The 12,861-nt window shown below is 73.6% G+C and carries 10 protein-coding genes; 6 read left to right on the top strand and 4 right to left on the bottom strand.

The features are described 5' to 3' along the window. Positions 1-106 precede the first annotated feature (106 nt). The 4 genes from AC07EJ_RS03970 to AC07EJ_RS03955 form a co-directional block, all read right to left on the bottom strand. The gene (locus AC07EJ_RS03970) at positions 107-955 is read right to left on the bottom strand and encodes an SMP-30/gluconolactonase/LRE family protein (protein ID WP_478883687.1); all 849 of its coding nucleotides are present in this window, start codon (positions 953-955) and stop codon (positions 107-109) included. Then, a complete protein-coding gene (locus tag AC07EJ_RS03965; RefSeq protein ID WP_389476186.1) occupies positions 952-1,728 on the bottom strand; it encodes an IclR family transcriptional regulator in 777 nt (258 codons plus the stop codon). The genes AC07EJ_RS03970 and AC07EJ_RS03965 overlap by 4 nt, the downstream gene beginning before the upstream one ends. A gap of 165 nt (positions 1,729-1,893) precedes the next feature. After that, positions 1,894-3,186 carry a PucR-like N-terminal domain-containing protein gene (locus tag AC07EJ_RS03960; RefSeq protein WP_389476188.1) on the bottom strand — a complete coding sequence of 431 codons (1,293 nt, stop codon included), beginning with the start codon at positions 3,184-3,186 and terminating at the stop codon, positions 1,894-1,896. A 3-nt stretch (positions 3,187-3,189) separates the two neighbouring features. After that, the gene (locus AC07EJ_RS03955) at positions 3,190-3,342 is read right to left on the bottom strand and encodes a hypothetical protein (RefSeq protein WP_389476190.1); all 153 of its coding nucleotides are present in this window, start codon (positions 3,340-3,342) and stop codon (positions 3,190-3,192) included. Between the two features lie 187 nt (positions 3,343-3,529). On the opposite strand from AC07EJ_RS03955, the gene pgfA reads away from it, so the two are divergent. From pgfA to AC07EJ_RS03925, 6 genes are all read left to right on the top strand, one after another. Beyond that, complete coding sequence (gene pgfA / locus AC07EJ_RS03950) at positions 3,530-4,540, top strand: cell envelope lipid trafficking protein PgfA (protein ID WP_393582726.1); 1,011 nt, start codon at positions 3,530-3,532, stop codon at positions 4,538-4,540. Between the two features lie 285 nt (positions 4,541-4,825). Further along, positions 4,826-5,977: a glycosyltransferase family 4 protein gene (locus AC07EJ_RS03945; protein ID WP_389476194.1), complete on the top strand. Its 1,152-nt coding sequence runs from the start codon at positions 4,826-4,828 to the stop codon at positions 5,975-5,977. Beyond that, on the top strand, positions 5,974-6,723 hold the full coding sequence (locus AC07EJ_RS03940; RefSeq protein ID WP_478883686.1) for a class I SAM-dependent methyltransferase: 750 nt from the start codon (positions 5,974-5,976) through the stop codon (positions 6,721-6,723). Before AC07EJ_RS03945 ends, AC07EJ_RS03940 begins: the two co-directional genes overlap by 4 nt. Continuing rightward, entirely contained in the window at positions 6,720-10,823 is a 4,104-nt protein-coding gene (locus AC07EJ_RS03935; protein WP_478883685.1) for a DUF3367 domain-containing protein, read from the top strand. Before AC07EJ_RS03940 ends, AC07EJ_RS03935 begins: the two co-directional genes overlap by 4 nt. Then, positions 10,820-12,130, top strand: a complete 1,311-nt coding sequence (locus tag AC07EJ_RS03930) for a condensation protein (protein ID WP_393582730.1) — start codon at positions 10,820-10,822, stop codon at positions 12,128-12,130. The genes AC07EJ_RS03935 and AC07EJ_RS03930 overlap by 4 nt, the downstream gene beginning before the upstream one ends. After that, positions 12,127-12,858, top strand: a complete 732-nt coding sequence (locus AC07EJ_RS03925; RefSeq protein ID WP_389476202.1) for a class I SAM-dependent methyltransferase — start codon at positions 12,127-12,129, stop codon at positions 12,856-12,858. Before AC07EJ_RS03930 ends, AC07EJ_RS03925 begins: the two co-directional genes overlap by 4 nt. Positions 12,859-12,861: the final 3 nt, after the last annotated feature.

The following is a 12,861-nucleotide window of genomic DNA, read 5'->3' as shown; positions in this document are numbered from 1 at the left end:
GACCGTAGATTCGGGACGCAGCGACGTCAATGGGTTGCGCAACACAAAGGTGCGGGACCCCCACCCGCGTGGGGGGTCCCGCACCTTCGAAACGCTCGCTCCGGGCTCAGCCCTCGAACGCGGGTTGCGCCAGACCGCGGCCCATGTCGCGCAGGACGAGCAGTGAACCGGCGTACGGGGACGGGGCGTCGAGGCCGACGCGCGCCGACGTGACGTACAGGTCGGTGAGGTCCGCGCCGCCGAAGGCGCAGGCAGTGGGGCGCTTCACCGGCAGCTCCACGACGCGGTCGAGCGCGCCGGACGGGGTGTAGCGGCGCAGCGCCGAGCCGTCCCAGAGGGCGACCCACACACAGCCGTCGGCGTCGACGGTCAGCCCGTCGGGGTGACCCGCACCCTCCTCGACGACCGCGAACTCCCGCCGCCCGACGACCCGTTGGTCCTCGACGTCAAAGACATCGATACGCCGTGTCGGGGTGTCGACGTAGTACATGAGCGTGCCGTCGGGGCTCCAGCCGGTGCCGTTGCTGACCGTGACGTCGCCAAGGATCTCGGTGGTGGTCCCGTCGGGCGCGATCCGCAGGAGGTTGCCGCCGCCCGGCGTCTCGTCGTACGCCATGCTGCCCGCCCAGAGCGAGCCGTCGGGGGCGACGGCGGCGTCGTTGCCGCGCCGGCCCGGCACGGGGTCCCGGTGCAGCCAGCGGAAGTCCTTGCCGCCTGGCCCGTACAGGCCGATGCCGTCACGGAGGTTGACGACGAGTCCCGCGCCGCCGGCCCGCGGTTTGGCAGCGCCCACGTGCTGCTCGGTGGCCATGACCGTGCGGCGGCCGGTCGCGGGTTCGTACGTGTGGACCCGGCTGCCGAGGATGTCGACCCAGATCAGCCGGCCGGCCGCCGCGTCCCAGGTGGGCCCCTCCCCGAGCGTGGCCTCCGCGCGGACGGCCACCTCGGGCCTCATCGGCCGGCCCCCCGGTACCCGAGCCGCTCCGACAGGTCGGCGGCGCCCTTCACGGCGAGCTGCGCCAGCTCGTCCTCGCGCGACTCGCTCCAGCGGATCATCGGCACCGACACCGAGAGAGCCGCGACGACCCGTCCGGAGCGGTCGCGCACGGGGGCGGCGACGCAGCTGACGTCCGGATTGGACTCGCGGCTCTCGACGGCGACACCGCGCTCCCGGATACCGGCGAGGGCCTCGCGCAGGACGGCCGGGTCGTTGATGCTGTTCTCCGTCATCGCCATCAGCTCGGCGTCGTCGGGGACGCGGGCCGCCAGCTCGGGCTGCGGCAGCGAGGCGAGGAGCATCTTGCCGACGGAGGTGCAGTGCGCGGGCAGCCGGCGCCCCGCGGCGGAGACCATCCGCACGGCGTGGGTACTGTCGACCTTCGCGATGTAGATGACGTCGGTGCCCTCGAGGATCGCCACGTGCACGGTCTCGTCGCAGGTCTCGGCGACCTCGCGGGCCACCTGCTGGCCTTCGGCGGCGAGGTCGAGCTGCTCCGCGTACCGGCTGCCGAGCTGGTAGGGGCGCACGCCCAGACGGTAGCGGCCGGGCTCGCCCGGGACGGGCACCAGGTAGGAGCGGGCGGTCAGCGTCGTGACCAGTTCGTGCACGGTGGTGCGCGGCAGCTGGAGCTTGCGGACGATGTCCGGGGCGGACAGGGTGCCGTCCCCGTCCAGGAACAGCTCGAGTATGTCGAGAGCCCGGGTCACGGCGGGTACGAGACGCCCCACGGCCGGCCCCCTCTCTATGTTCGAAATTTCAACAGCCGGTCGGTATCGCGAACATAGGCTACTCACAGCGGCATGGGGCGGGCAATGGACCCGGGGGCGCCGCGGATCCCGGCGGCGGCCTTGCGACGGGGCTCGTACGCCCCGGACGCGTGGCGGGCAGGCCGGTCACGGCCCCCCGTGCAGATCCCTCAACCGCCGTGCCCGCAGCACCAGTTCCAGCTCGAAGCGGCGGTCCGGGTCGTCGATCTCGTCGCCCCACAGCTCGCGGATCTGGCGCAGCCGGTAGCGGACGGTCTGCGGGTGGACGCCGAGGCGGGCGGCCACTTCGGGTGCGCCGCCGCGTGTCTCCAGCCACGCGAGGAGGGTGTCGGCGAGGCGGCGTGCGTGCGTGGGGCCGCAGTGGCCGAGGGGCGCGAGCGCACGGCGCGACAGGTCGTCGATGAGCTCCTCGGGCTGGAGGAGCACGAGGGCCTGGGTGTGTTCGGTGCAGTGGAGCACCTCTCCCGCCGGGAGCAGCCCGCGCTCCACGAGCCGGACCGCGGCCTCGGCCCAGCGCAGGGACTTCGCCGCGTCGGACAGCGGCACCGGCGGGCCGATCGCGCCCGACCAGCCGGTCATGGCGCGGCGCAGGAGTTCGGGGCGGCCCGCCGCGTCGGGGTCGGGCACGACCATGCGGGGCTGCTCGGTCTCCATGTCGAGGAGCACGCCCTGTCCGACGGCGGGTGCGACCGCCTCGCGCGCGGGGCGCAGGAGGACTCCGACACAGACCCGGCCGGGCAGGGGCCAGCCGATGCGGGCGGCCCGCTCGGCGAGGGCCCGCGCGGGGTCGGGCGGGGCGGCGGCGCCCCGTCCCGTGCGGTCGGCGTGGTCGGCCTGTTCGGTGAGCAGCAGGTCGATGAGTTTGCGCTGGAGGCGCAGGCGTTCGCCCGCCTGCCGGGCGGCGGCCTCGGCGTAGCCGCGTACGGACTGGTCGACGAGGCCGTCGAGGTACTCGAATCCCGACTCGGCGAGTTCGTACATGGCGGGCGGCGGGATGAGGGCCCGCTGGCCGAGTTCGGCGAGGCGACGCCAGGCCAGGCGTACGCCGAGCCGGTACATGGCCTGGAGGGAGTCGAGGCTGCGGCCGTGCAGGCTCTGGCCGCGGCCGAACTCCTGGAAGACGGCCGGATGGGAGCGCGGCCGGTCCTCCGCGTCGGCGAGCTGGAGCTGCACGAAGCCCTCGATGGCCCTGCGGATGCCGACGAGTGCCATGGGTTCGCCGGACTCGTCGAGCACGAGGGGTAAGTGGGGGTATTCGCGGCGGATCTCCCGCAGGATGTCCTCCGCGAGGGCGGGTGCCTCGGCCATGGCGAGCCCGGCGAACCGTTTCACCTGGAGTCGGGGCACATCGCGCCAGGCCGAGCGCTCGGGCCGCACGGTGCTGTGGGCGGCGGGGCCGCCGGACGGAACGGGGGTCACCGCTCAGCGCTCCCCGTCCGGCGTCTCGTACGTCACGAGCGGCACGTTCGGCTGGTCCGGAGTGGCGTTCAGGAGGGCGACGACGCCGAGGGAGGCGCCGAGGGCGAGCACGGCGCCTGCCGCGACGGTCAGGGCGGCGGCGAGCAGTCTGTTCATCGCAGGGTCAGCCTCTCGTTCGGAGGTCGAATCCCCACCCTGTGCGCAGTCCCTGCCGGGCCCCGTTCCGGCAAGTGCCCAGTCTCTGCAATGCATTGACACTCCGTCAAGGGTGCGCCTACGGTTCCCGGCCCAAAGCCGCGTTGCGCCCGCACCAGACCTCCCTCCCCCACCCCAGGAGTGCCGGATGCGTCGTACAGCCTCACCATTTTCCCTGCTCGCACTGGGTCTCGGCGCGTTCCTGCTCGCCCTGGCCCCGCTGCTCGCGTGGTACATCGAGCCGCGCGCCGAACGCACCCCGGTCGACGTCGACACGACGACCGTCTTCACCGGAAACGGAAGCTACTTCGACACCGGCGCGGTGAAGACCGTGCGGGGCAGGAGGATCACCGTCACGCGCCAGGTGCGCGGCGATGTGGCCGCGTCCGAGAAGAGCGGCCGGGCGGTGTGGGACGTGTCCACGTCCGTCGACACCGACGCGACGCTGCCCGCGGCGGACCCGCACGACGCGCTCCAGTGGACCGTGGAGCGCTGGGTCACCGACCGCAGGACCAACGCGCCCGTGCACTGCTGCGGCGAGCAGCCGTCCTTCGAGGGGGAGGCCTACCTCAAGTTCCCCTTCGACGTGCAGAAGCGTGCCTACCGCTGGTGGGACAGCACGCTCGGCGCGACGGTCACGCTCTCGTACCGGGGCACGAAAAAGGTCCAGGGCTACGAGGGCTACCGCTTCACCGGCACGGTCCCCGCCACGAGGACCGGGTCGCGTCTGGTCCCCGGGACGATCGTGGGACAGCCGAAGCGGAATCAGGTGCTGGCCGAGGAGTGGTACGCGAACCACGGCATCGAGCTGGTCGTGGACAAGAAGACGGGCCGGATCGTCTACGCGGCGATCGGCCCGCGCAAGACGCTGCGCGCACCCGGATCGGCGAAGGACGCGGTGGTGCTCCTGGACAGCGGGCGCATCGCGTTCACCCCGGCCACGCAGCGGCAGCAGGTCGCTCTCGCCGACGACGACAGCGGCCGGCTCCACCTCCTCGGCACGACGCTCCCGCTCGCGGCGGGCGCGTCCGGCCTGGTGCTCGCGGCACTGGGTGCCGTGTTCGTCGTACGGGGCAGGGGCGGACGGGGCGGTTCGGGCGGGAGGGAGCCGTCGAATCCCGATTCGTCCCCAACAGTGCTGGAACCCTCCACGATGTGATGAGACGTCAGCTCCGGAAAGCTGAGAATTTGTCACCTCGGTGAGTAGCCGCATCGAACAGCTCGGCGAAAACTGTCCCACCCCACCCCCCGCACAGTTCATGCACGGCCCCCGCACAGCCCCGGCACAGCTCCTCCGTGACCGCCCTCCCCGGCACCCCGTTCCGCAGCCTGAGCCAGCCCCGTAAGGCCCCGTGCACAAGGCCACGCGTACAAGGCCACGCGCACAAAGCCCCGCGCACGTCCCCCCACACCGTTCCGCACCCCGAGACGAGTTGGAGCACCCATGCCCCAGCACGTGCCCACCCCCCTGCGCACGCCCCACCCGGGCGAGGCGCGTCCCCACCCGGCGCTTCCCCCACCGCCGCGCCGGATCGCCTTCCTCGCCCGCCGCGACCTCGGCAATCCGGCCGCGGGCGGCTCCGAACTCCTCGTCGACCGACTGGCCGACGGGCTGACCCTGCTGGGCCACGAGGTGACGCTCCTGTGCGGCGGGCCCGCCGCGTTCCGCGACTACCGCGTCGTGTCGGCGGGCGGCGACCTCGGCCACTACCTGCGGGCACGCTCCGCGTTCGCCCGCCAGGTCGGCGACTGCGACCTGCTCGTGGAGGTGTGCAACGGCATGCCCTACCTGGCGCCGCTGTGGCACCGCGGTCCGACGCTGCGCCTGGTCAACCACGTCCACACCGACCTGTGGCGCATGCGCTTCGGCGGGCCGCTGGCGCCGGCCGCGCGGCTCGGGCGGAAGCTGGAGCACTGGGCGCTGTCCGGCGCCGAGCGCCGCGGCCTGATAGTGGCGGTCTCCCCGTCGACGGCGACCGCGCTGCGGGCGATCGGCGTCGAGCGGGAGCGCATCCGCGTCGTCCACAACGGTGTGGAGGAGCCGGGCCCGCGCGCGGACCGCTCCCGCGAGCCGCTCTTCCTCGCCATGGGCCGGCTCGTCGAGTACAAGCGGATCGATCTGCTGCTGCGGCTGTGGGAGCGGGTGCGGCCGGTCACCGGCGGCCGGCTCCTGATCATCGGCGACGGGCCCGAGCGGGAGCGGCTGGAACAACTCGCGGGCGAGGGTGTCGAGTTCAGAGGGCATGTCTCGGAGGCCGAGAAGAACCGGCTGCTGTGCGAGGCGTGGCTGCTGCTGCACCCCTCCGCCGTGGAGGGGTGGGGACTGGTCGTGACGGAGGCGGCCGCGCGCGGGACCCCGGCGATCGGCTTCGACGTGCCGGGCCTGCGCGACTCTGTGGAGGACGGCGTCACGGGTCTCCTCGCGCGCGGCGAGTCGTCGTTCGCGGCGGCCTGGTGCGCGCTGGCCCTGTCCGGGCAGCGACGGAGGCTGATGGGCAAGGCCGCCGAGGAACGCGCCGCGACCTTCCGCTGGGCGCACACGGTGCGCCAGTTCAGAGCCGTGGCCGCCGAGGCGGTGCGGAGCCCCGCGCCATGACGCACCCGACATGGACGTCCCCGCCCGACCCGTCGCTGCGCCGCTCACTCGCCCTGTTCCGCGCGTTCCTGCGCGAACAGCAGGACCCCGAGGCCTGCTACTCGCTGCTGGCCCGCGACGCCGCCGACCAGGTCGAGGCGGTCTGCGGCGACCTACGCGGAAGAGTCGTCGTCGATGTGGGCGGCGGGTCCGGCTACTTCACGCGGGAGTTCCGGCGGCGCGGCGCGCACGGCTTCCTCTTCGAGCCCGACGCAAGTGAGTTGGGCGAGCGGCCCTCCGCTCCCGCGGTCGTCGCGGACGGCTATCTGCTGCCGCTCGCGGAGGGCGCGGCCGACGTCACGTTCTCCTCGAACGTCCTGGAACACGTCGATGACCCGCAGACATTTCTCAGCGAGCTGGTCCGGGTGACGCGGCCCGGCGGGATCGTCTATCTCTCGTTCACCAACTGGCTCTCCCCATGGGGCGGTCACGAGTGGGCGCCCTGGCACTACCTGGGCGCCGACCGGGCCCGCGCCCGCTACCAGCGGCGCACGGGCAGGCCGCCCAAGCACACGCTCGGCGAGAACCTCTTCGCGCATCACATCGGCCCGACGCTGCGCCAGGTCAGGGCCCGTGACGACATCACCGTCGTCTCCGCGCGCTCCCGCTACTGGCCGTTCCTCGCGGCGACCGTCGCGAAGGTGCCGGGGGTGCGCGAGTTCGCCACCTGGAACCTCCTCCTCATCCTCCGGCGGTGTTCTCCATGACGAGCACGGTCCAGGCACCGCCCCCGGCGGCGGCCCGCCCCGCCCCCGCCCGGCCAGGACACGGGCCGGGGCCGCGCTCGCGGCGCTGGCTGCTGGCCTTCTGGGCCACGCTGTTCGTGCTGTTCGTGGCGGTGTCGCCCGGACGCATGACGTTCGACACGAAGCTGGGCGTCGCGCTCGACCCGTGGAAGTTCCTCACGGACCTGGGCGACCTGTGGCACGACCGGGCTGGCTTCGGCGGGATCTTCGACCAGTACGTGGGCTACTCGTTCCCGATGCTGCCCTACTACGGGCTCGCGCGGCTGACGCACCTGCCGGTGTGGCTGGCCGAGCGGCTGTGGCTGTCGATCATCGTGACCGTGGCGTTCTGGGGCGCCCTGCGCCTCGCGGAACGCCTGAACATCGGCAGCCCGCGAACCCGGCTGCTCGGCGCGGTGGCGTACGCGCTGTGGCCGGCGTTCACGATCGTCGTCGGCTCGACGTCCGCGGCCGCCCTGCCGGGCGCGTTCCTGCCGTGGGTGCTGCTGCCGCTCACGAACGACCGCACGAGCGCGCGCGTCGCGGCGACGCGCTCGGCGCTCCTCATCCCCTTCATGGGCGGGGTGAACGCGGCGGCCACCCTCGCCTCCCTCCTCCCGGTGGGCCTCTACCTCCTGTCCCGCCCGCCGGGCCCGCGCCGCCGCAAGCTGATCGCGTGGTGGACCCCGTCGGTGATCCTCGCGACGGCCTGGTGGATCCTGCCGCTGCTCCTCCTGGGCTTCTACGGCGAGAACTTCCTTCCGTACGTGGAGACTTCACAGACCACGACGGGCACCATGTCGGCCGCCGAATCCCTGCGCGGCGCCGGGAACTGGGTGGCGTATCTGCACTTCGGCGAGGCCTGGCTGCCGGCCGGCTGGACGGTCGCGACGGCGGCCGTGACCGTCGTCGGCTCGGCGCTCGCGGCGGCCTGCGGGCTCGCGGGGCTCGCCCGCCGCGATCTGCCGGAACGCCGCTGGCTCGTCCTGACGGTCCTCACGGTCGCGCTGATCACGCTCGCGGGCTACGGCGGCGCGCTCGGCGCACCCTTCCACTCCACGGTGCAGTCCTGGCTGAACGGCGGCCTGGTCCCGTTCCGCAACATCTACAAGTTCCAGACCGGCCTCGGGCTCGCCCTGGCCTTCGGGCTGATGCACGTGACGGCGGTCGCGGCCGATCCGCGCGGCGCCCGCCCCCTGCGCCACCGCCGGTACGCACCCCTCCTGGCGGCGCTGCTGATCCTGCCGGGACTCGCCTGGCCGTACCTCAACGGCTCGATCCTGCAACCCGGTTCGTTCCGGTCCCTGCCCGCGTACTGGGACACGACCGCCCATTGGCTGAAGAAGCACTCGTCCGACTCCCGCGCCCTCGTCGTGCCCGCCACCGCACACGGCATCTACACCTGGGGCTCCCCCATCGACCAGCCCCTCGACGTCCTCGCCGACTCGCGCTGGGCACAGCGCGACTACGTCTCGTTCGGCACACCCGGCAACCGCCGCGCCCTCGACGCCGTCGAGCAGGCCCTGACCACCGGCGGTGAAGTCCCCGGCCTCCAGGACTACTTGAGCCGGGCGGGCCTGCACTATGTCGTCGTACGCAACGACCTCGATCCCGACCAGCTGGGCTACGTACCGACTGCGACCGTCAAGCGCACCCTGGAGGAGTCCGGGTACCGGCGCGTCACCGGTTTCGGGCCCGTCACGACCGGCGGGCGCATCGCCGAGGGCACCCCGCTCCAGGTCGAAGGGCTCTATCCGCGCCAACGCGCCGTGGAGATCTACGCGCCCGGCTCCGCGCGGCGCCCCGGCCAGGCCGCCCTGCTGCCGGTCTCCGGCACCGCGGAGGTCAGCGGCGGCCCCGAGGCGCTCCTGCCGCTGTCCGCGGACCCGGCGATGCGCGGCCGGCCCACCGTCCTGACCGGCGACAACCACCCCGGTATCGGTACGCCCGCGCTGCGCACGGCCGGTGACGGCCTGCGCCGCGCGGACACCCGGTTCGGTCTTGTTGACTCCAACACCTCTTACACGTACACGCCGACCGAGCGGAACTCCCCTGACAGCACGCAGGACCCGGGAGCGAAGCCGCGCCAGATCCTGCCGAGTGAGGGGGTACGCCATCAGACGACCGCCGTGCTGCGCGGCGCCGCGCGGGTCACGGCGTCGTCGAGCGGGAACTGGCTGTTCCACCTGCCGCAGTACGACCCGGTGAACGCGTTCGACGGCGACCCGGACACGGCGTGGGCGGAGGGCACCCCGGGCACGCCCGACGGCCAGTGGCTGCGGATCGCGTTCTCCGCGAAGACACCCGTGCCCGGCACACTTCAGGTGACTCCCCTGCCGCAGGAGGGGGTACGGGCCGCGCCGACCCGGATCCGCGTACAGACGGAGACCGGCTCGGCCACCTCGGCCCTTCAGGCCAACGGCAGGCGTCAGACCGTCAAGGCGCCTGCGGGAAAAAGCAGTTGGATGCGGATCACGATCCTGGACGCGCAGGCCAGGCACACGGGTCTCGCGGGCGCGGGCTTCTCGGACGTCGACATCCCCGGAGTCCGGGTGACCCGGCTCCTTCGGCTGCCCCAGGACTCCACGGACGCGCAGCAGTTCAGCTTCCACGCGACGACGGAGGAGCCTAACCTCGGTCGCCGGTTCACGACCGCCGAAGGCGGCACGTACACCCTCAGGGCGAGCGCGCGGCCCGCGCCGGGCGACGCGCTCGACAAGCTCCTCTACGACGTGGCGCCCGACCAGCGCCGCCGCATCACGGCCACCGCGGACTCCACGTCCGCACTCGGCGGCGACCTGTCGGCACGCAACCTCACAGACGGCGACCTGACCACGGCGTGGATCGCGGGCGAGAGGCCCACCATCCATCTGCGCTGGCCGGACAAGCAGCCGGTGGGAGAGGTCGTACTCGCCGCCGCGGGCGGCCTGTCCACCCGGCCCGAGAAGATCGGGATCAGTTCGCCGGACGGGGCCGCGGTGGCGGGCGTCGACGAGAACGGCGTGGCCCGCTTCGACCCGATCACCACGGACCGCCTGGACATCACCGTCACCGCGACGGCGCCCCTCACCGTCCACAACCCCGTGGCGGACGCCGATCTGCAACTGCCGGTGGGGCTGACGGAGGCGTACCTCCCGGCGCTCGACCAGTACCGCACCCCGCGGCCGTCCCCCACCCGCACGTTCGCGCTGCCCTGCGGCAAGGGCCCCGAGGTCACCGTCGACGGGACGCGGTACGCGACGCGCGCGAAGGGGACGGTCAGGGACCTGGTGGAACGCCGCCCGATCGACGTGACGCTGTGCGGCGCCGCACGCGAGCTCGACCTCCCCGCCGGCACCCACACCCTGGAGGCACCACAGGACAAGAGCCCCCTGCGGCTCACCGACACCACCCTCACCCGCACCGACGCACCGTCCACCACCCCACCGGCCGGCCGCGACCTGCGCATCCGTGACTGGCAGGGCAACCGCAAGGAAGCGACCGTCGGCTCCGGCCCCGCCACCTATCTGACGACGTACGAGAACGTGAACGACGGCTGGACGGCGACCCTCGACGGCAAGGAACTGACGCCGTTGCGTCTGGACGGCTGGCAACAGGGCTTCCTCGTCCCGCAGGGCGCGGGCGGCACCGTGAAGCTGAGTTACGAGCCCGCGCAGACGTACGAGGCGGGGCTGTTCGGCGGGGCCGTGGGCGTGCTCGCGCTGGCCGGGATCACCCTGTTCCGGCGGCGCGCCACGACTACAGACGTGACGCCGCCCGCCCCGCCGCCCGGACTGCTCCTCGGCACGGTGGCGCTCACACTCGTCGGCCTGGCGATCGCGGGCCCGCTCGCGCTGCTCGTCCCGGCGCTCGCGCTCGTGGCATGGCGGCGGCACACGCTCCTCGTCCCCATCGCCTTCCTGGCGATGGCGGGTGCCGGGGTGGCCGCCGCGGTGGGGGCCGGTGAGCCGTCCCGCTCGTCCGCGGGCGCGTTCGGCCCCGTGGCCCAACTCCTCGCACTGGCCGCCCTGTTCGCGGCACTGGCGACCACCCGCAGACCGCCGGACACCGCGGCCGGCCCGTCGCAGGAAGGCGAAGCATGAGCGTTCCGGCCCCGCCCGCGCCGCGGCGCGTCCCGTTTCCCGTGGTCGACGAGGTCTCCCGGCACTGTCTCCAGGACGAGGAGCCGGAGACCGTCCACATCGAGGTCCACCTGCCGGGCGCACCGGACCCCGCCCGCCTGAAGGCCGCGTTCGCCGAGGCGCTGAGCCGCCATCCGCGCATCCTGATGCGGGAGGCGGCGGGCCCCTGGTACCGGCGGCGCTACGAGTGGGAGCTGACCCGTGGCCCCGATGTGGACGTGGTCGCCTTCCCGCCGCCGGGGCCGGACGCGCTCAAGGACGCGAGGACGCGGGCGCTGACGCACGCCCCGCCGCTGACCGCGTCGCCACCGATCCGTCTGGAGGTGGTGCGGGAGCGGGAAGCGGGTCCCGCGGTCCTCTTCCTCACCATCAACCACACCGCTCTGGACGGCCCGGCCTGTCTGCGCGTACTCGCGACGGCGGCCGAGATCTACGGGGGCCACGACAACGGCCCCGGCGCGCCTCCGCCACACAGGGCGCCGCCCGGGGCGCCGGGGCCCACCCTGCGCGGGCCCTCGCCGTGGACCCCGCCCGCCCGCGTCGCCCCCGGCACCCCCGATCCTTCGCCCGCCCTCCCGCCCGAACTCTCACCCGGAAACGGACTCCTCGTCGCGGACCTGCCCGTGCCGAAAAGGCCCGCCGACGCTCCGTACACCGTCAACGACCAGCTCATGGCCGCCACCGCCCTGATGATCAACCACTGGAACAGGGAGCACGGCGCGCGCCCGCGCCCCCTGCGCATCACGATGCCGGTGGACGACCGGCCCCGGGGCGCGGACATGCCCATCGGCAACGGCACCCGGCTCGTCGAAGTCACCTTCGAACCACAGGAATTGGCGCCTACGGGCATCCCGCTCCTGCTGCACCGCACCTCGGTCCGCACCCGCGCGCTCAAGGCCCTCGACCGGCCCCAGCTCGGCCACGGCGCCGCCCTCCTCACCGCTCCGCTCGCCCCGGTCGCCTGGCGCGCCGCGGTCACGCGCGGGCTGCGCAGGGCCGCCGCTCCCTGGACGTCGACCACGCTGCTCAGCAACATCGGCCGCGTCCCCTACCCGCTCGACTTCGGCGACGCGGGCCGCGCCCACGCCGTCTGGTTCTCGGCCCCCGCGCGCATGCCGCGCGGCCTGACCGTGACGACCGCGTCCACGGCGGGCCGGCTGCACCTCGCCCTGCGCTGGTCGCGCACGCTGCTCGGACCGGGCGACGGCGACCGGCTGCGGGACCTGTTCGAGCACTACCTGCACGCGACGCAGGAGGCGACGCCATGACCACCACGTCCGCCCCGCCGGGTCTGCGGGATTTCTACGAGGACCCGGCGACCCCGGTCGCCTCCGGCGTACAGCGCTCCCACCGCCAGGCCCGCGCGCTCGCCGCCGCCCTCGGCAGGCCCGCGCCCCTCCCCGCCACGGTCGTCGACATCGGCTGCGGCGACGGGCAGGCCGCGGCCACCGCGGCGCCGCTCCTCGCGGGCCACCGCATCGTCGGCGTCGACTGGTCGCAGGACGCCCTCAAGCGGGCCAGAACCCGCATCCCGGACGTCGTGCGGGGTGAACTCACCGCGAGCGGGCTGCCGTTCGCGGCGGGATCCGCCGACGCCGTCCTGTTCAGCGAGGTGATCGAGCACCTCGTCGACCCCGATGCCGCGCTGGACGAGATCCGCCGGATCCTGCGCACGGGCGGCCATCTCATGCTGTCCACGCCGAACCTCGCCGCCTGGTACAACCGGGCGCTGCTGCTCGCCGGTGTGCAGCCCGTCTTCTCCGAGGTCAGCCTGCGCGCGGTGCACGGCCGTCCGGGCAGCGAGGTCGTGGGCCATCTGCGGCTGTACACGGCCCGCGCGCTGCGGTCGTTCGTGACGGCGGCGGGCTTCGACGTCGTACGGGTCACGGGCGCGCCCTTCCACGGCGTGCCGCGCCCGCTGCGCCCCCTGGACCGGCTCGCCTGCGCGGCGCCGTCCCTCTCCTCGATCCTCCTGCTGCACGCCAGGAAGACGTGAGCG

Source organism: Streptomyces sp. NPDC045026 (assembly GCF_056432625.1).
This window is presented reverse-complemented; position numbering and strand designations above follow the sequence as displayed.